This window comes from Micromonospora sp. NPDC004336 (genome assembly GCF_053602615.1).
The window spans coordinates 18,080-36,048 of sequence record NZ_JBSGDY010000045.1 but is presented as its reverse complement, the minus strand read 5'-3'; the positions used below and the strand labels follow the sequence as shown (position 1 = coordinate 36,048).

General features: G+C 74.0%; 15 protein-coding genes and 1 pseudogene. 3 read left to right on the top strand and 13 right to left on the bottom strand.

Features of this window, described 5'->3' with window-relative positions:
- The 4 genes from ACWENR_RS12715 to argG all read right to left on the bottom strand — a co-directional run.
- The coding region (locus tag ACWENR_RS12715) for a PucR family transcriptional regulator ligand-binding domain-containing protein (RefSeq protein WP_452277138.1) at positions 1 to 1,410 on the bottom strand (1,410 nt) is incomplete at its 3' end.
- 194 nt (positions 1,411 to 1,604) lie between these two features.
- Positions 1,605 to 2,099, bottom strand: coding sequence for a hypothetical protein (locus tag ACWENR_RS12710; protein WP_452277137.1), 495 nt, complete (start codon positions 2,097 to 2,099; stop codon positions 1,605 to 1,607).
- A gap of 305 nt (positions 2,100 to 2,404) precedes the next feature.
- Complete coding sequence (locus ACWENR_RS12705) at positions 2,405 to 3,607, bottom strand: epoxide hydrolase family protein (RefSeq protein WP_452277136.1); 1,203 nt, start codon at positions 3,605 to 3,607, stop codon at positions 2,405 to 2,407.
- A gap of 43 nt (positions 3,608 to 3,650) precedes the next feature.
- Positions 3,651 to 5,102 (bottom strand): argininosuccinate synthase, encoded by a 1,452-nt coding sequence (argG, locus tag ACWENR_RS12700; RefSeq protein WP_452277135.1) that lies wholly within the window; start codon positions 5,100 to 5,102, stop codon positions 3,651 to 3,653.
- A gap of 150 nt (positions 5,103 to 5,252) precedes the next feature.
- Here argG and ACWENR_RS12695 point away from each other — a divergent pair, with 150 nt between their 5' ends.
- Entirely contained in the window at positions 5,253 to 5,852 is a 600-nt protein-coding gene (locus tag ACWENR_RS12695; RefSeq protein ID WP_452277134.1) for a hypothetical protein, read from the top strand.
- Here the strand turns inward: ACWENR_RS12695 and ACWENR_RS12690 are convergent.
- The 6 genes and pseudogenes from ACWENR_RS12690 to ACWENR_RS12665 all read right to left on the bottom strand — a co-directional run.
- Positions 5,849 to 6,698, bottom strand: a pseudogene (locus ACWENR_RS12690) (TrmH family RNA methyltransferase); the annotation flags it as partial. The gene ACWENR_RS12695 and the pseudogene ACWENR_RS12690 overlap by 4 nt on opposite strands.
- Positions 6,699 to 6,707: 9 nt before the next feature.
- A complete protein-coding gene (locus tag ACWENR_RS12685; protein WP_452277133.1) occupies positions 6,708 to 7,271 on the bottom strand; it encodes a dihydrofolate reductase family protein in 564 nt (187 codons plus the stop codon).
- 153 nt (positions 7,272 to 7,424) lie between these two features.
- Positions 7,425 to 9,632, bottom strand: coding sequence for a transglycosylase domain-containing protein (locus tag ACWENR_RS12680; RefSeq protein ID WP_452277132.1), 2,208 nt, complete (start codon positions 9,630 to 9,632; stop codon positions 7,425 to 7,427).
- Between the two features lie 168 nt (positions 9,633 to 9,800).
- A complete protein-coding gene (locus ACWENR_RS12675; RefSeq protein ID WP_452277131.1) occupies positions 9,801 to 10,607 on the bottom strand; it encodes a hypothetical protein in 807 nt (268 codons plus the stop codon).
- 147 nt (positions 10,608 to 10,754) lie between these two features.
- Positions 10,755 to 11,861: an SPFH domain-containing protein gene (locus ACWENR_RS12670; protein ID WP_452277130.1), complete on the bottom strand. Its 1,107-nt coding sequence runs from the start codon at positions 11,859 to 11,861 to the stop codon at positions 10,755 to 10,757.
- Positions 11,862 to 11,865: 4 nt separating this feature from the next.
- On the bottom strand, positions 11,866 to 12,339 hold the full coding sequence (locus ACWENR_RS12665) for an NfeD family protein (RefSeq protein ID WP_452277129.1): 474 nt from the start codon (positions 12,337 to 12,339) through the stop codon (positions 11,866 to 11,868).
- Between the two features lie 206 nt (positions 12,340 to 12,545).
- Here ACWENR_RS12665 and ACWENR_RS12660 point away from each other — a divergent pair, with 206 nt between their 5' ends.
- Positions 12,546 to 13,862, top strand: coding sequence for a serine hydrolase domain-containing protein (locus ACWENR_RS12660; protein ID WP_452277128.1), 1,317 nt, complete (start codon positions 12,546 to 12,548; stop codon positions 13,860 to 13,862).
- Positions 13,863 to 14,048: 186 nt separating this feature from the next.
- On the opposite strand, the gene ACWENR_RS12655 is transcribed toward ACWENR_RS12660, so the two are convergent.
- Positions 14,049 to 14,861 (bottom strand): DUF3097 domain-containing protein, encoded by an 813-nt coding sequence (locus ACWENR_RS12655; RefSeq protein ID WP_452277127.1) that lies wholly within the window; start codon positions 14,859 to 14,861, stop codon positions 14,049 to 14,051.
- Between the two features lie 237 nt (positions 14,862 to 15,098).
- On the opposite strand from ACWENR_RS12655, the gene ACWENR_RS12650 reads away from it, so the two are divergent.
- Positions 15,099 to 15,893, top strand: a complete 795-nt coding sequence (locus ACWENR_RS12650) for a hypothetical protein (RefSeq protein WP_452277126.1) — start codon at positions 15,099 to 15,101, stop codon at positions 15,891 to 15,893.
- A 104-nt stretch (positions 15,894 to 15,997) separates the two neighbouring features.
- On the opposite strand, the gene ACWENR_RS12645 is transcribed toward ACWENR_RS12650, so the two are convergent.
- Both ACWENR_RS12645 and ACWENR_RS12640 read right to left on the bottom strand, forming a co-directional pair.
- A complete protein-coding gene (locus tag ACWENR_RS12645; RefSeq protein ID WP_452277125.1) occupies positions 15,998 to 16,933 on the bottom strand; it encodes an HAD-IIA family hydrolase in 936 nt (311 codons plus the stop codon).
- Positions 16,855 to 17,913, bottom strand: a complete 1,059-nt coding sequence (locus ACWENR_RS12640) for a ferrochelatase (protein WP_452277124.1) — start codon at positions 17,911 to 17,913, stop codon at positions 16,855 to 16,857. The genes ACWENR_RS12645 and ACWENR_RS12640 overlap by 79 nt, the downstream gene beginning before the upstream one ends.
- Positions 17,914 to 17,969: the final 56 nt, after the last annotated feature.

Here is a 17,969-nt window from a genome sequence, read left to right as displayed (position 1 = left end):
GCCCAGAGCGTCCCGGCGGCCCGAAGCGTCGGAACGGCCCAGAGCGTCCCGGCGGCCCGAAGCGTCGGAACGGCCCAGAGCGTCCCGGCGGCCCGGAGCGCCGGGGCGGCCCGGAGCGTCGGGGCGGGCCCGGCGCAGCGCGGCGGCGAACGCGGCCAGCGCCCGCTCCTCGGCCGCCGGTTCCGGCAGGGCGAGCAGCACGCCGACGGCGTGCTCGTCGACGGCGCTGGTCAGCCCGGCCAGCTTCGCCTCGTGCAGCGCCTGACCGACCGCCTCGGCGAGGTCCCGCAGCCGCGCCGGCCCCGCCTCCGGGTCGCCCGCGCCCAGCTCGCCCGCCGGGACGGCCTCGGCCGCCGGCCCGCTCTCCCCCGGATCGTCGGCCCGGTGCCGGACCATCACCCCGACGAGGTGCCGCCGTTCCAGCACCACCCCCAGCGCCCGGGCCCGCAGGGCCACCTCGTCCACCGGCCGGGAGTGGTCGAGCAGGGCGGTCAGCAGCGTACGGTGGATCTGCCGCTCCAGGCCCTCCGCGTCGCGGCGGATCAGCCGGCCCAGGGCCAGCGTCGAGGCGGCCCGTTCCACCAGGATCGTCAGCCGGGTGGGCGGCCCGACCGGCGGCGCGCCGGTGACGGTCGTCCCGTCGTCGGCCGGCGGGTCGAGCACGCGCCGGCCGGCGGCCAGGTCGCCCCCGCCCGGCCAGCGAAGCAGCAGCCGCCCCCAGTCGTGGCCGCGGGCGCCCACGGTGGTGACCAGCCAGCCGCTGTCCACGTCGTACGCCGTCCGACCCGCCGGCCGGATCCGGCGGGAGTGCTGCTCCCAGCCGTCCAGCAGCAGCTCGGCGCTCTCCCCCGCCGGGTCGTACGCGAGCACCTGCCGGGCCAGGTTCTCCAGCACCACGGGGCAGCCGGACAGCTCGGCGGCCTGCCGGACCACCTCGCCGGGGCCGGCGCCCTCCACCGACAGTTCGGTGAAGCGCTGGTGGATCTCCTCGGTCGCCCGCAGCTCGGTGAGCTGGGCGTCGACGATCAGCGCGTGCACCGCCTCGGTGACGCGGACGAACGGGGTGGCCCGCCGCAGCTCGACCAGCGGCAGCCCGCGACGCTCGGCGACGGCAGCCATCACCCGGGGGACCCCGCTGACGTACCGGCGCCCCAGCTCGACGACCAGCCCCGCGACCCCGACGTCGGCCAGGTCGCCGATGAAGGCGCGCAGCCCGGCGTCGTCGGCGGGCAGCCCGATGCCGGTGGTGAGCACCAGCTCACCGCCCCTGAGCAGGGTGGCGATGTCGGGCACCTCCGCCACGTGCAGCCAGCGCACCGGACGGTCGAGCCCGACGTCCCCGGCGACCAGGCGCGGGGCGCCGTGGCGGACGGGATCCAGCGCGAGGACCTCACGGACGGTGGGGAACACGGGCGACACGCTACCGTCCGTGACGTCGATTCCGCACGGGCAGCCGCCCCGTCCCGGGTTCGTGCCGCCAGGTGTGTACAAGCCGGTGCGACGACCGCTGCCGAGACCCGGCCGGAAGATGGGCGTTATCGCGGGAGCCGAACAGCCCACCTGGGCCCCGCGGGGGTCAGCCGGTCGGCCGTGTCAGCCACGGGTCACGATGTCGGGTGCTCGACCTGTGCGCGCACCTGCGTGAACAGCCTGCTCGGATTGTCGGTTGGCTTGAAGCCTCCGAAGTGGATCATGCCAATGACGTACGGGGAGGCCCACCCGCAGACTTCGACGCGGATGCCGGCGTTCTTGCTGGTGCCGCAGCGTGCTGTCCCGCCCAGCGGTCCCGGCGCGACCGGTCTTACGTCGACGACCGCCGTCAGCGCGCCGAACACGGCGTCGAGCGTCGTTTCCGGTGCGACAACAGTGCCGGAGACCCCGCTGACAAGCACGAACCGGCTGTCGTCAGGTCGATGAATCCCGAGCTCCGCTGAATACTTCTCCTTCCCTGCTACGTAGGCGGTACCCACGGCGCTGGTCGGTTCACCCTGGAGAAGTCTTTTGAAGCCGCCGATGTTCTGCTTGGTCATGTTGTGCAGTTGTCGGTCGATCGATTCGTTCCAGCCGTCGAGCAGCGTCTCGGGCGCGTCGAGTCGCATCGGAACGGTACTGGGGCTGCTGCTGGGCGAGTGGCCGGCGACAGGCCGTGACTCCCCGGTGTCCGTCGGCCGTGTGCAGCCAGCCGCAAGCAGGGCCGCCAGGACCATAGCGTTGGCCTTCGCGGCGCGAAGGGCGCCACTCTTGGGCGTTGTCGTCATGCTCCACGCTTCCTCTTGAGGCCGGCGGCGCACGATATCGCGACGGGCCCGCGTCGCAGCAGGCTGGCCACCGCTGCGATGCCGCCCGAGTGTGTCGGGTAAGCGAATGTCTACTTCAGGCAGATCTTGGATTCTCGACCGCTCGATCAGTCGGACGTCCCCGCGCGGAGCTGCCGGAAGAACTCCCGGATGTCGCCGACCAGCAGGTCGGGGGCCTCCATCGCGGCGAAGTGCCCGCCCCGGTCGAACTCGGTCCACCGCACGATGTTGTTCGTCTGCTCGGCGATGTGCCGCAGCGGAATGAAGTTGTCCCGAGGGAAGACGGCCAGCGCGGTGGGCGCGGCCGACGGCTCGGGCGGCGACCGGAAGTAGTCCGAGTGCGCCCGCTCGTAGTAGAGGCGGGCGGACGAGCCGGCCGTCCCGGTGAGCCAGTAGAGCATGACGTTGGTCAGCAGGTGGTCGCGGTCGATCGCGTCCTCGGGGCGGTTCGCCGAGTCCGTCCACTCCTCGAACTTCTCCGCGATCCAGGCCAGCTGCCCGACCGGCGAGTCGGTCAGGCCGTAGGCGAGCGTCTGCGGCCGCGTGGACTGGATGGCCGCGTAGCCGCCGCTGTCGCGGTCCCATTCCTGCGTGCGCCGCCACGAGGCCAGCGTCCGTTCCCGCTCCGCCGGGCTCAACCGGGCGAGCAGCTCGGCGTCGGGCTCCTCCGTCGCGGCCGAGCGCGGCAGCAGGTTCAGGTGTACGCCGATGACCTCGTCGGTGCGGGTGCGGCCGAGTTCGCGGGAGATGAGCGAGCCCCAGTCACCGCCCTGCACGCCGTACCGCTGGTAGCCGAGACGTCGCATCGGCTCGGCGAAGGCCGCGCTGACCCGCCGGAACTCCCAGCCGGTCTCCCGCGTCGGCCCGGAGAAGCCGAACCCCGGGATGCTCGGCATGACCAGGTGGAAGGCGTCGGACGGGTCGCCGCCATGCGCCCGCGGGTCGGTCAGCGGCCCGGCGATCCTCGTGAACTCGACGATCGAGCCGGGCCAGCCGTGCGTGACGAGCAGCGGGGTCGCGTCCGGCTCCGGGGACCGGACGTGCGCGAAGTGGACGTCCGCCCCGTCGATCGTGGTGACGAACTGCGGCCACTCGTTGAGCTGCGCCTCGGCGGCCCGCCAGTCGTACCCGTGCCGCCAGTGGCGCGCCAGCTCCATGAGGTGGTCCCGAGGGACGCCGTACTCCCAGCCCACCCCCGGCAGCTCGTCGGGCCACCTGGTGCGGTCGAGCCGCTCGTGCAGGTCGTCGAGGACGTGCTGCGGGATGTCGACCCGGAAGGGACGGAGGCTCGCGTCGGCGGAGGCCGTCATGATCACAGCCTACGACCCCGCCGACTCCCGCCCGGGGCGCCGCTCAGTCGACACCGAACTCCATGGCGGCGCGGTCGAGTGCCTCGTCCTCGGCCGACGGGATGCCGCGGGAGGCGATGGCCTCCGCGCCGCCCTGCGGCATCGCGCCGATCAGCCCGGTGGAGGCTGCCTGCGCGGCGCCGACCATCCGCTGGGGGGCCGCGCCGCCGACCATGCCGAGGGTGGCGTACTGCTCCAGCTTCGCCCGCGAGTCGGCGATGTCCAGGTTGCGCATGGTGAGCTGGCCGATCCGGTCCGACGGGCCGAACGCCGAGTCCTCGGTACGCTCCATCGACAGCTTGTCCGGGTGGTAGCTGAACGCCGGGCCGGTGGTGTCCAGGATCGAGTAGTCCTCGCCCCGGCGCAGTCGCAGCGTCACCTCGCCGGTGACCGCCGTGCCGACCCAGCGCTGCAACGACTCGCGCAGCATCAGCGCCTGCGGGTCCAGCCAGCGCCCCTCGTACATCAGCCGACCGAGGCGGCGGCCCTCGTTGTGGTAGTTCGCCAGGGTGTCCTCGTTGTGGATGGCGTTGACCAGCCGCTCGTACGCGGCGTGCAGCAGCGCCATGCCGGGCGCCTCGTAGATGCCCCGGCTCTTGGCCTCGATGATGCGGTTCTCGATCTGGTCCGACATGCCCAGGCCGTGCCGGCCGCCGATGGCGTTGGCCTCCAGCACCAGGTCGACGGGGCTGCCGAACTCCTTGCCGTTGATCGTCACCGGGCGGCCCTGGTCGAAGCCGATCGTGACGTCCTCGGTCGGGATCTCCACCGAGGGGTCCCAGAACTTGACGCCCATGATCGGCTCGACCGTCTCGATGCCGGTGTCGAGGTGTTCGAGGGTCTTCGCCTCGTGGGTGGCACCCCAGATGTTGGCGTCGGTGGAGTATGCCTTCTCGGTGCTGTCCCGGTACGGCAGGCCGCGTTCGAGCAGCCACTCCGACATCTCCTTGCGCCCACCCAGCTCGGTGACGAAGTCGGTGTCGAGCCACGGCTTGTAGATGCGCAGCTGCGGGTTTGCCAGCAGGCCGTAGCGGTAGAACCGCTCGATGTCGTTGCCCTTGAAGGTCGACCCGTCGCCCCAGATCTGGACGTCGTCGGAGATCATCGCCCGCACCAGCAGGGTCCCGGTCACGGCCCGGCCCAGCGGCGTGGTGTTGAAGTACGCCCGCCCGCCCGAGCGGATGTGGAACGCCCCGCAGGTCAACGCCGCCAGGCCCTCCTCGACCAGGGCGGCGCGGCAGTCGACCAGCCGGGCGACCTCGGCGCCGTAGCTGAGCGCGCGACCGGGCACCGAGTCGATGTCGGGCTCGTCGTACTGGCCGATGTCGGCGGTGTAGGCGCAGGGAACGGCACCCTTGTCGCGCATCCACGCGACCGCGACCGAGGTGTCGAGGCCGCCGGAGAAGGCGATGCCGACACGTTCACCGATGGGCAGGGAGGTGAGAACCTTGGACACAGGAAAGATTATGCACCAGGCCGCATGGCCATGCAAACGCCACGCCGGCAGGCGCGGACGACCAGACGGCAGACGTACGCCGAGCCGGCCTCGGCCGGGTCCGCGAACGAGGCTTGCTGGGGTGATTCCTCCCCGAATAGCCTCTGAGCGATGGAAGCCGGGGTCGGGTTCGGGTACAAGATCGAGTGGCTCGCGGTGCGCCTCCGAAGCGCCGAGTCGGTGGCCGCGTCGTTGGGTCTCGGCCCGCTCTCACCTGCGACGTGGCAGGACGCGGTGGCGGCCGCCTACGCGGGCGCGTGGCTGCTGACCCCGCCTGTCGAGGGCTGGACGCTCGCCGCCTCCATCGAGGTGCAGGCCCCCGACGACAGTCGGTTCGGGCCATGGCTGGCGAGCCTGAGCGCGTCCCTCGGCGAGGTCCAGTACTTCGGGACGCACCGCGTGGCGGAATACCACGGCTGGGGTCGCGCGAGCGGCGGCATCGTGGACCGCGCATACGCCTACCTCGGCGAGCGTGGCGAGGTGCTGTTCCACGCAGGTGAGCCGACCCCTGAGGAACAAGCGCTCGGTGTCGGTCTCGTCCCCGACGACGACTGGTGGGACTCGTGGGACGAGGATGACGACGACCCGTGGCCGGACGAGGAGACCGTGCTCACGCTCGCCGGGCGTTGGAGTCTGGATCCGCGAACGTTGGACGGCGCCCAGCTGGCCGGGTCGCCCTGGATCGCCGAACCCACCGGGAGCCCGACCTAGACCGGATCGTCGCGGCCCAGCTCCCAGCAGGCCACGGCGGTGGCGGCGGCCACGTTCAGCGAGTCCACGCCCCGCCGCATCGGGATCACCACCCGCGCGTCGCTGGCGTCGATCGCCGCCCGGGTCAGGCCGGCGCCCTCGGCTCCCATGAGCAGCGCCGCCCGGGCCCGCTGCGCCGCGCCGAGCCGCTGGATCGGCATCGCGTCCGGCGCCGGGGTCATCGCCAGCACCGTGAAACCGGCCGCGCGGACGTCGCCGAGCGCGTCCGGCCAGGGCTCCAGCTTCGCGTACGGGATCGCGAAGACCTCGCCCATGCTGACCCGTACGCTGCGCCGGTAGAGCGGGTCGGCGCAGGTCGGCGAGAGCAGCACGGCGTCCACCCCGAGCGCGGCCACCGCCCGGAAGATGGCGCCCAGGTTGGTGTGGTTGTTGACGTCCTCCAGGACGACCACCCGGCGGGCGGCGGCGAGCACCTCCTCCGCGGCCGGCAGCGGCTTGCGCCGGAACGACGCCAGCACGCCCCGGTGCACGTGGAAGCCGGTGGCCCGCCGCAGCACGTCCTGGGTGGCCGCGTAGACGGGGGCGTCGCCCGTGTCCAGGTCGGCGAGCTGGTCGACCCGCTTGGCGTCCACCAGGTACGACCGCGCCGGGTAGCCGGCCCGCAGGGCCCGCCGCAGCACCAGCTCACCCTCGGCGATGAACAGGCCGTGCGGCGGCTCCCAGCGGGTGCGCAGCTCGACGTCGGTGAGCGCGCGGTAGTCGGCGATCCGGTCGTCGTCCGGGTCGGTGATCTCGTGGACGGGCACCCGCACGATTCTGCCGGACGCGCCGCGACGCCCCCGGACCCGGCCGGCGTCAGCCGGCCCGGTGGTATCGCAGCAGCACGGAGGTGCCGTCGAAGACCCGCGACTCCACCAGTTGCAGCTTCAGCCGCTCGGTGGCCGAGAAGACCGGCTTGCCGCCGCCCAGCACCACCGGGTGCACGAAGATCTGGTACTCGTCGATCAGGCCGAGCTCGGTCAGCGCGGCGGCGGCCTCGGCGCCACCGAGGAGCAGCAGGTCGCCGCCCGGCTGCTCCTTGAGCGCGGCGACCTCCCTGGCGAGGTCGCCGCCGCCGACCACCTGGGCGCCATGGTCGGCCTCGGCGAGGGTGCGCGAGATCACCACCTTGGGCGTGCGCCGCCAGAGCGGCACGAACGCGAGGTCGTGCGGGTGGTCGGAGATCGACTCCGCCTGCGGCCAGTAGGCGGCCATGAACTCCCAGACCCGGCGGCCGTAGACGAACGCGCCGGCCCGGCCGCACTGCTCCAGCGAGAAGGCGGACAGCTCCGGGCCCATCTGCGGCCAGTCGAACTCGCCGTTCGGCCCCTCGATGAATCCGTCCAGCGACTGGTGCATCCCGTAGATGATCTTCCGCATGGTCCTGCTCCCGTTGGCGTCGTACGCCCCTCGTGGGCGTTCTCGCCAGGGGGTCGGAGCGGCGGCGCCGGATCCGACAGCCCCGGGGAAATTTCTCCGGGAAATTTTTCCCCGGCCAGCCGGGCGACGGCACCGGCCGGCCCGGGGCGGTCGTCAGCCCCGACGATCGAGCCAGCGTCGCAGGTCGGACGGGCGCTGCTCGTCCGAGGGCCGCCGTTCCTCGGTCGGGCGGCGCTGCTCGACGCGAGGGCGCTCGACCGGGCGGCGCGGGTCACCGACGAGGTCGCGGCCGGGGGCCGCGAAGCTCTTCTCCGGCTCTCCGTCGACGGCGGTGGCGATGACCCGGGCGACCGCGTCGATCACCTTCGCCTGCACCGCGGCGCCCACCGAGTCGGTCGGGTCGTCCGGGTTGGCGGCGATGCCGGCCACCGCCACCTGCGGGGTGAAGCCGACGAAGGTCTCCGTCGCGTTCCGCTCCGAGCTGCCCGTCTTGCCGGCGACCGGGCGACCGTCGAGGATCCGGTTCACCGAGGTGGCCGTGCCGCCGTCGCACTGCCCGAACGCGGACTGCTGGCCCACCGGGCAGCGCGCCGCGTCGGTGGCGGCCCGCGCCACGTCGGCGTCGAGCACCCGGCGGCAGGACGGGTCTCCCACGGGCACCCGTTCGCCGTCGGGGGCGGTCACCGACACCACCGGCAGCGGCGTGCAGTAGTTCCCCTCGGCCGCCACCGTGGCGTAGGCGTTGGCCAGGTCGAGCGGGGTGGTGGCGGCCACGCCCAGGGTGAACGAGCCCCAGTTGGCGGCGTCGTTCTCGGCGAAGGCGGCGTCGGCGTCGGCCCGGAAGGTGATGCCGAGGCGCTGCGCCATCTCCACCACCTTCTCATGCCCGACCTGCTCGGCCAGCCAGACGAAGTAGGTGTTGACCGAGCGGCCGAAGCCGTCCCACATCATCCGGTAGCCGTCCATCCACTCCGGGTTGGCGTTGGCCGGGCACCACCGGCCCGCGCAGCTTCCCTCACCCTCGGCGGCGTACCGGGTGGGCAGCCGGCTCGGCGCGTCGAAGCCGGTCGCGAGGGGCTTGCCGGCCTCCAGCGCGGCGAGCATCGTGAACAGCTTGAACGTCGACCCGGCCTGGTAGCCGTCGACGCTGTCGCCGCCGGAGATCAGCGGGTTGACGGTGTTGGGGCGGTTGTCCTGCCCGGCCGGGTTGGCGTCGAGGCTGTAGTGCCGGTTGACCGCCATGGCGAGCACCCGGCCGGTGCCCGGCTCGACGGCGGCGATCGGCAGGGCGCGCTTGTCGTCGTAGGAGTAGACGCCGGTCGCCTGCTTCTGGGCGGTGGCCTGGACCTGCGGGTCCAGCGACGTCACCACGGTGTAGCCGCCCCGGCGCAGGGCCTGCTCGCGCTCCTCGACGGTCTCGCCGAACGCGGGCTGCGCGAGCCACCACTGCCGCAGGTAGTCGCAGAAGAAGCCCCAGTCGTCGTGGCCCCCGGCGACGGCGGTGCAGCCGTTGGGCTGGGCGGTGGGACGCAGCGTCAGCTTCTCGGCCCGGGCCCGCGCCGCCTCCTCGGCGCCGATCGCGCCGGTCTCCACCATCGCGTCCAGCACGTAGCCGCGCCGCTCCAGCGCCGCGTCCGCGTCGCCGTCGATCGGGCTGTACGCCTCCGGCGACTGCACCAGGCCGGCGAGCAGGGCCGCCTCGCCGAGGGTCAGCTCCGCCGGGGACTTGGCGAAGTAGCGCTGGCTGGCCGCCGCGATGCCGTACGCCCCGGAGCCGAAGTACGCGATGTTCAGGTAGCGGTTGAGGATCTCGTCCTTGCTCAGGCGCTGCTCCAGCGCCGTGGCGTACCGGATCTCCTGGATCTTGCGCCCGACGGTCTGCTCGGTGGCCGCGGCGCGCTGCTCGGCGGTGCGGCCGGGGTCGGTCTTGAGCACGTTGCGGACGTACTGCATGGTCAGCGTCGAGCCGCCCTGCTGCCCGCCGGAGGCGTTCGACACCACGGCCCGCAGCAGCCCGCGCAGGTCCGCGCCGCCGTGGTCGTAGAACCGCCGGTCCTCGGCCGCCACGATCGCCTGCCGCATCACCGGGGCGATCTCGTCCAGCGGCACGTCGGTGCGGTTGACGTCGTAGAACGTGGTGATCAGCGTCCTGCCGTCGTTGGCGTAGAGGTAGGAGCGCTGCGGCGTCGCCGGGGTGCGCAGCGCCTCGGGCAGCGCCGCGTACGACCCCGCCGCGGCCTTGGCGGCGAACCCGAACAGCAGGTTGCCCGGCAGCGCGGCGACCGCCAGCACCAGGCCGGCGAGCACGCCGGCGAGCAGCACGGTGAACAGCCGCGACAGCGGCGAGCGGGGTGGGGCCATGGTCCCCAGGATTGCCACGAAAGCCGCCAACCGACCACCTCTGCGGGCCACCTGTCAGCAAGTTCACCGCCGGCTGCCAGCGGCCTCCCACCCAGCCGCCCCACCGCCCCCCGCCGCCCCACCCGCACCGGGGCGCGGTCGCACCCGGCGGCGGGCGGCGGGAGCCGCTCAGCCGGCGGCCAGCGGGCCGTTCGGGCCCGGCCCGGTCGGGGCGGCGGCCGTGGCGAGGCTGGCGCTGGCGGCGTCGCGGGCGATGTCGCGGGGCATCAGGCGGCCGGAGCGGTAGCCGATGCCGATGCCGGCGATCAGCACGAAGATGGCCCCGAAGGTCTGCAACGAGCCGATCAGCGCGCCGCCGACGCCCAGCAGCGGGGCGGCGATCATCAGCATCGTGCCGTCGCCGATGCTGAACGTCCCGGACCGGGCCACCGACCAGCCGGTCAGCAGCCAGCCCAGGCTGTAACAGGTGGCCCCGACGAGCACGAGCGCGCGGGCGGTGGTGCCGAAGACCGGGGTCTGCTCCGCGAGCCCCGCGAAGGGCAGCATGAGCACCGTGCCGGCGATGGACACCAGCAGGCCCGCCACGGCGGCCCGGCGGCTGCGGGTCGCCGCCAGCATGCCGGTCAGCGCCAGCAGCGCGAGCAGCCCGAGCCAGACCGACGCCACCCAGCCCACCAGGTAGAGCGGCCGCCCGTCGGCCGGGTACGGGTCGTTGCCCACCCCGCCGTCGCTGGCCATCGCCACGACGCCGTAGAGCACGGCGTACGCGGGAAGCAGCCACACCGCCGCCCGGGCGAGCCGGCGCAGCGACCAGGCCCAACTGGCGTTGGTGGCCGGCCCGGCCGGCCCCGGGTCCCCGACGAACGGCAGCACCCCGAACCCGCCGCCGGTACGCCTGCTCCCGAGCGGCCCGGTGGGGTCGTGCGCGCCGGGCACCGGGGCCGAGGACCACACCCGCTTCGCCGGATCCTTCATGCGTCACCTCGCTCGTCCGCGAGCGGTGCGGGACGCGCCGGGGCGCCCCGATGCCTGGTCACCGCCCGTCCTAGGACCGATGGTGGCAGGCACCGGAGCGCCCCATGAGTCTTTCTCACATTCTCGCCGGCAATCGGCGCCGGCCGGTCAGCCCCGCTCGCGCTGGTCGGCCGGGTCGTTGAGCAGGCTCGCCGGGGAGACCGGCTCCGGCGCCGGCAACCCCTGCGGCGTACCGCCGGTGGCCTGCGCCTCGGCGACGCGTACCTCGTCGTGGATCTGCTGCGCGGCGGCCGCCGCGGCCCGCGCGGCCTCCGCCGCCTCGCGCTCGACCTCGCTCGCGCCGCCGGCCGCCTCCGGCGCCGGCTCGTCGCCGACCATCCGGCTCAGCCCGCCGAGCGCGCCGCCCATCCCCTCCAGGGCCTTGGTCAGCTCGGCCGGCACGATCCAGACCTTGTTCGCGGTGCCGTTGGCGATCTGCGGCAGGGCCTGGAGGTATTGGTAGGCCAGCACCTTCTGGCTCGGGTTCGCCTGGTGGATCGCGTCGAACACCGTCTTGATCGCCTTGGCCTGACCCTCGGCCTGCAGGATCCGGGCCTGCCGGTCACCGTCGGCGCGCAGCACCGCGGCCTGCTTCTCGCCCTCGGCCGTGAGGATCTGCGACTGCTTGTGCCCCTCGGCGTTGAGGATCGCCGCGCGGCGGTCCCGCTCGGCGCGCATCTGCTTCTCCATCGAGTCGCGGATGCTCGGCGGCGGCTCGATCGCCTTGAGTTCCACCCGGGTGACCTTGATGCCCCACCGGCCGGTGGTCTCGTCCAGCACCCCGGAGAGGTGCCGGTTGATCTGGTCGCGGCTGGTCAGCGCCCGCTCCAGGTCGAGCGAGCCGATGACGTTACGCAGCGTGGTCACGGTGAGCTGCTCAATGGCCTGGAGGAAGTTGGAGATCTCGTACGTGGCCCGGACCGAGTCGACCACCTTGAAGTAGAGGACCGTGTCGATCGAGACCACCAGGTTGTCGGAGGTGATCACCGGCTGCGGCGGGAAGCTGACCACCTGCTCGCGCATGTCGACCTTGGTCCGCACCGCGTCGATGAAGGGGACCAGGATGTTCAGCCCCGGGTTGAGCGTGCGCTTGTAACGACCCAGCCGCTCGACCACGTCCTGGCGCTGCTGCGGCACGATGCGCACCGCCTTGGCCAGGGTGATCACCCCGATCAGCGCGATGGCCATCAGGAGGACCGGGATCACGAGTTCCATGTACTCACCTTTTCGCTTCGGGTAGCTCGCCGGAAGGGGAAACGTCGTCCCGCCACACCAGGGCGGTGGCGCCCCGCACCTGGATGACCTGCACCCGGTCGCCCGGGGCGAAGGCCTGGCTCGCGTCGTAGGAGCGGGCCTGCCACAGCTCACCGTCGATCTTGACCATGCCCTGCCCGGCGTCGACCCGCTCCAGCACCAGCGCCGTGCTGCCCTCGATCGCCTCCACGCCGAAGGCCTGCTCGCCGCTGTCCAGCGCCGAGCGCCGGTGCCGGCGCAGCGTCGGCCGCACGCCCAGCACCGTCAGCGCCGACACCGCCGCGAAGACGATCGCCTGCACGCCCACCGGCGCGCCGAGGGCCGCGGCGCCGGCGGCGGCGAAGGCCCCGGCCGCGAACATGATCAGGAACAGCGTCGTGGTGAAGATCTCGGCGACCGCCAGCACGACGCCCAGCACGATCCAGAGCACGGCGTCCACCCCCCGATCGTGACACGCCGGTGCACGCGCCACCCAACCTCGAAGATCAGTAAGCTCTGCGGAACGCCGGCGACGCCCCTGCGGCCGCCCGTCGGCACGCCGTCGGCGCCCACCGGGTGTCCGGTGGCACACCGGTCGGCGCCCCTGCGGGCCGCCCGTCGGCACACCAGCGGCCCGCCCCGCGGGCCCCGAGGGAGGAGCGCCCCGTGCCCCTGCTGCCCGCCACCGCCCGCCAGGTCGACGCCCTCGTCGCCGAGGCGCAGTCCGCCGGCCGCACGCCGTCGCTGGTGATCGGCGTGGTACGCGACGGCGCGCTGACCCACCTCGCCACCGCCGGCGAGCACCCGCGCCCCGACGCCGACCTGCAGTACCGGATCGGTTCGATCAGCAAGACGATGACCGCCGTGCTCGTCATGCAGGAGCGCGACGCCGGCCGGCTGACCCTCGACGACGCGCTGGGCGACCACCTGCCCGGCACCCCCGTCGGCGCCCTCACGCTGCGGCAGCTGCTCGGCCACGCCAGCGGGTTGCAGCGCGAGCCGGAGGGGGCCTGGTGGGAGCGCGCCGAGGGCCCGGACCTGGGCACGCTGCTGGCCGGGGTGACCTCCGAGAAGATCGCCTATCCCGCGCACCGGTCCTACCACTACTCGAACCTGGCGTACGGGCTGCTGGGCGGGGTGCTGGAGCGGATCACCGGCACGACCTGGGCCGACCTGCTGCGCGAGCGCCTCCTGGAGCCGCTCGGCATGCGCCGCACGACGTACACGGCCACCGAGCCGTTCGCCCGCGGCTACGTGGTGCACCCCTGGCACGACACCCTGCGGGAGGAGCCGCGCACCGACACCGGGGCGATGGCGCCGGCCGGGCAGCTCTGGTCGACCGCCGAGGACCTGGCCAGGTGGGCGGCGTTCCTGGCCGACCCGGCGCCGGAGGTGCTGGCGGCGCGGACGCTGACCGAGATGTGCGCCCCGGTGGTGATCAGCGACCTCGACTCCTGGACCGGCGGGCACGGCCTGGGCCTGGAGCTCTACCGTCGCGGCGAGCGGGTGTACGTCGGGCACGGCGGCTCGATGCCCGGCTACGTGGCCGCCCTGACCGTGCACCGGCCGTCCCGCACCGCCGTGATCGGCTTCGCCAACTCGTACGGCTTCCGCGCCGGCGGCATCGGCGGGCTCGCGCAGCGGGCCCTCACCACCGTGCTGGACGCCGAGCCGGCCCTTGCGCGCCCGTGGCGGCCCGCCACCACCGCCCCGCCCGCCGAGGTCGCGGAGATCAGCGGCCGCTGGTGGTGGATGGGCGCCTCGCTCGACGTCACCTGGGACCCGGGCGCCGGCGAGCTGGTGGTCTACGTACGCGGGGAGCGGGTGAGCGCGTTCGCCCCGGCGGGGCCCGACCGCTGGCGGGGCCGCTCCGGCCCGGAGAACGGCGAGATCCTGTCGGTGCTGCGCGACGAGGCCGGCCGGGTCGTGGCCCTGGACATCGCCACCTTCGTCTTCACCCGCACCCCCGACCAGGAGCCCTGACCCCGTCGCCGCGGCTCACAAGATCACGCCAGATCCTGGATGTAGTGCCCTCGCAACCCACCCGATGCCACTACATCCAGGATCGAGCACGATCTTGCAGGCAGGCGGAGGGAGCGGGCAGGGCGGGCACGGAGCGGGCGCGGCGGCCCGGCGCGGCCTGGGCCCTCGGCCTCGGCGTAACTGGGCTCAGGCGGGCTCGGTGACGAAGTCGATCAGGCGTTCCATCGCGTTGATCAGCGGGGTCTCCACGTCGGCGAAGCTGTCGACCCGGGACAGGATGTGCCGCCACATGTCGGCCGGCTCGGCCACCCCGAGCGCCGCGCAGACGCCCTCCTTCCACGGCTGCCCCGGGGGCACCACCGGCCACGCCCGGATGCCCAGCGCCGCCGGCTTGACCGCCTGCCACACGTCGACGTACGGGTGGCCGGTGACCAGCACGTGCGGGGAGGTCACCTTCGCCACGATCCGGCTCTCCTTGGAGCCGGGGACCAGGTGGTCGACCAGCACACCGAGCCGGCGGCCGGGGCCGGGGGCGAAGTCGCGCACCTCGGCGTCGAGCGCGTCGATGCCGTCCAGCGGCTCCACCACCACGCCCTCGATGCGCAGGTCGTCGCCCCAGATCCGCTCGACGAGGGCGGCGTCGTGGATGCCCTCCACCCAGATCCGGCTGGCCTTGGCGACCTGGGCACGGACGCCGTCCAGGGCGATCGAGCCGGAGGCGGTGCGCCGGCGGGCCGCCGGGACGGGGGCGCGGGCGGGTCGGCGCAGCGTCACCGGCTCCCCGTCGAGCAGGAACGCCGCCGGCAGCAGCGGGAAGTTGCGCCGCCGGCCGTGCCGGTCCTCCAGCACCACCGCGCCGGACTCGAAGCCGACCACCGCCCCGCAGAAACCGGAGTCGGCGTCCTCGACCACGAGGTCCGGTTCGGCGTCGACCTCGGGCGTGACCTTCCGCCGCCGCCAGTCCCCCGCCAACACGTCGTCCGCATACCGCCGCCCCATGCCAGAGAAGCTAACCGCCCGCCCGCACCCCCGCATCCGACACGCCGCGACGGCCGCCGGCGCCGGGGAGCGGGAGGTCGGCGGCACCCGGGCGCGGGGCGCCGACGCCGCTGGTCGCCTCGGTCACCGGCACGACGTTCGACGTTCCGCCCATCACGATCGCATGATCGATATGGCGGTGGGCGGGCGGAGCGGCAGTCGAGACAGGGGCGGCGGTGACCACGTACCCTTTTCGGCATGTCCACCCCCGCAGCGGGCGCGGCCACTCTCGCGCCGCGCCGGTCCAGCCGGTTCGTTGCCTGGGTGCGCGCGTGGCGCGCCGGGCTGGTGCCCTTCGACGAGGTCGCCGACGCCGTCGCCGGCGACGAGGAGCACCTGGTCGCCGACGCGCCCGGCACCTGGACCGACGTCCCGCTGGCCCAGGCGCTGCCCACCCTGGCCAAGCTCTCGCCGGACGAGATCCGGCTGGTGCTGCCCGCGCCGGGCGACCCGCGCGGGCTGCCGGGCCCGGGCGACTTCGCCGGTGCGGCGCTGCTCGCCGGCGAGGCGGTCGTGGCCGGCAGCCTCGGGCTGATCCCGCACGTGCGCACGCACACCTCCGGCTCCGGCGACACCTTCGAGACGGTGCTCTGGCGGGTCTACCCGCTGCCCGCCGACGCCCCGGCCGCCTCGCTCACGCTGCCCGGCGCGGCCGAGGCCGAGGCGGAGCTGGCGGCGGCCCTGCACGACACCACCGCCGCGCTGACCCGCCTGGACGTCGCCCAGTGGCGACCCGAGCTGGCCGGGGCGCTGGAGGCGCTGCGCCGACCGGACGGCGCCACCGACCTGCCGCCCGGGTTCGACCCCCGGGCCCGGCGACTCTTCGCCCGGGCCGCCGTGCTCGACCGGGTGCTGGCGCTGGCCGGGCACGCCGCGCCCGGCGGCGCTGTCAACAACTACGAGGCCCAGCAGCGCGACGCCGCGCTGCGCCCGCTGACCACCGCCTGCCGGCAGGCGCTGGTCGCCGCCTGCAACGCCCCGCTGCGCCCCTGAGCGTCGCCGCGCCGTCCGCCGGAGGCCGGCGCGGGCGGCGTGTCCGGTCGGTCCGCGTCGCCCGCCGACCGCCCGCACGGACCCGCCCGGAGCGCGCCCGCCGGTCAGACCTCGTCGACCAGGTCGGCGACGGAGTTGACGATCCGCGACGGACGGTACGGGTAGCGCTCCGCCTCGGCGCGGCTGCTGATCCCGGTCAGCACCAGGATCGTCTCCAGGCCGGCCTCCAGCCCGCACAGGATGTCGGTGTCCATCCGGTCGCCGATCATCGCGGTCGTCTCGGAGTGCGCGTTGATCGTGTTCAGCGCGGAGCGCATCATCATCGGATTGGGCTTGCCGACGAAGTAGGGCTCGACCCCCGTTGCCTTGGAGATCATCGCGGCCACCGAGCCGGCGGCGGGCAGCGCGCCCTCCACCGACGGGCCGGTCACGTCGGGATTGGTGCAGATGAACCGCGCCCCGTCGTTGATCAACCGGACCGCCTTGGTGATCGCCTCGAAGCTGTAGGTGCGGGTCTCGCCGAGCACCACGTAGTCCGGCGCGAAGTCGGTCAGCACGTAGCCGACCGCGTGCAGCGCCGTGGTCAGCCCGGCCTCCCCGATCACGTACGCGGTGCCGCCCGGCCGCTGGTCGGCCAGGAACTGGGCGGTGGCCAGCGCGGACGACCAGATCGCCTGCTCGGGAACGTCGAGGCCCATCCGGCTCAGCCGGGCCGTGAGGTCCCGCGGCGTGTAGATCGAGTTGTTCGTGAGCACCAGGAACGGCTTGCCCGAGGCGCGCAGCCGGGAGACGAACTCCGGGGCGCCGGGCACGGGCTGGCCCTCGTGCACCAGCACGCCGTCCATGTCGGTGAGCCAGCTCTCCACCGGCTTGCGGTCCAGCATCTCGACTCGTTCCAGGGTGTCGGGTCGGCCGGCGGGGCCGGCGCGACGGTCGGTGGGCGCCCCGGGCCCGACGGCGGTCAGGAGGCGGGCTGCCCGGCGGGGGCGGCGGTGGGGCGGCGGGCGGGGACGCAGCACACCGTCGGGCAGGTGTCCCACATCGGCAGCTCGCCGAGGCGGCGGCGCAGGTGCACCCCGTCCGGCTCGATCCGCTCCCGCACCAGCTCGCGGACCATCGCCACGAACCGGGGGTCGGTGCCCGGGGTGCCGGCCCGGGCGAAGTCGAGGCCGAGCTGCCCGGCCGTCTGGCGCGCCTCGGTGTCCAGGTCCCACACCACCTCCAGGTGGTCGGAGATGAACCCGATCGGGCTGACCACCACGCTGGTGGTGCCGCTGTCGGCGAGCGCGGCCAGGTGGTCGTTGACGTCCGGCTCCAGCCACGGCACCTGCGGCGGGCCGGAGCGGCTCTGCCAGACCAGGTCCCAGGGCAGGTCGGGGGCCGCCGCCGCGTGGACCAGCCGGGCGACCTCGTGGAGCTGCGCCTCGTACCGGCCGCCGTGCGGGCCCGCGCTCGCGGCCATCGAGTTCGGGACCGAGTGGGCGGTGAACACCAGCCGGGTGCTGTCGCGCTTCGCCGGGTCGAGCTGGCCCAGCGCCGCCCGTACCGCGTCGGCGTGCGGCTCGACGAAGCCGGGGTGATCCCAGAACTGCCGGATCTTGTCGACCAGCGGGGCGTCCGGGCCGACCGCCGCGCGGGCGGCGGCGATGTCCTCCTGGTACTGCCGGCAGGAGGAGTAGCCACCGTACGCGCTGGTCACGAACGCCAGCGCGTTCCGGACGCCGTCGTCGCGCATCTGCGCCAGGGTGTCGGCGAGCATCGGGTGCCAGTTCCGGTTGCCCCAGTAGACGGGCAGGTCGATGCCGTTCGCGGCGAAGTCCTCCCGGATCGCCGCGAGCAGCTCCCGGCACTGCTGGTTGATCGGGGAGACGCCGCCGAAGTGCTGGTAGTGCTCGGCCACCTCCGCCAACCGCTCCGGGGGCACGCCCCGCCCACGGGTCACGTTCTGCAGGAACGGCATCACGTCCTCGGGCCGCTCCGGCCCGCCGAAGGACACCAGGACCACCGCGTCGTACGCCATGGGGCCCATTCTTCCCGGTCGGCCGCCCCGCCGGACGAGGCCCCCTGGTCCCGGGG

Bases quoted from the DNA above. Each gene is read 5' to 3' on its own strand.
- ACWENR_RS12640 (WP_452277124.1), bottom strand. From the start codon at position 17,913: ATGGCGTACGACGCGGTGGTCCTGGTGTCCTTCGGCGGGCCGGAGCGG.
- ACWENR_RS12675 (WP_452277131.1), bottom strand. From the start codon at position 10,607: ATGAAGGATCCGGCGAAGCGGGTGTGGTCCTCGGCCCCGGTGCCCGGC.
- ACWENR_RS12655 (WP_452277127.1), bottom strand. From the start codon at position 14,861: ATGGGGCGGCGGTATGCGGACGACGTGTTGGCGGGGGACTGGCGGCGG.
- ACWENR_RS12685 (WP_452277133.1), bottom strand. From the start codon at position 7,271: ATGCGGAAGATCATCTACGGGATGCACCAGTCGCTGGACGGATTCATC.
- ACWENR_RS12695 (WP_452277134.1), top strand. From the start codon at position 5,253: ATGGAAGCCGGGGTCGGGTTCGGGTACAAGATCGAGTGGCTCGCGGTG.
- ACWENR_RS12650 (WP_452277126.1), top strand. From the start codon at position 15,099: ATGTCCACCCCCGCAGCGGGCGCGGCCACTCTCGCGCCGCGCCGGTCC.
- ACWENR_RS12705 (WP_452277136.1), bottom strand. From the start codon at position 3,607: ATGACGGCCTCCGCCGACGCGAGCCTCCGTCCCTTCCGGGTCGACATC.
- ACWENR_RS12680 (WP_452277132.1), bottom strand. From the start codon at position 9,632: ATGGCCCCACCCCGCTCGCCGCTGTCGCGGCTGTTCACCGTGCTGCTC.
- ACWENR_RS12670 (WP_452277130.1), bottom strand. From the start codon at position 11,861: ATGGAACTCGTGATCCCGGTCCTCCTGATGGCCATCGCGCTGATCGGG.
- ACWENR_RS12710 (WP_452277137.1), bottom strand. From the start codon at position 2,099: ATGCGACTCGACGCGCCCGAGACGCTGCTCGACGGCTGGAACGAATCG.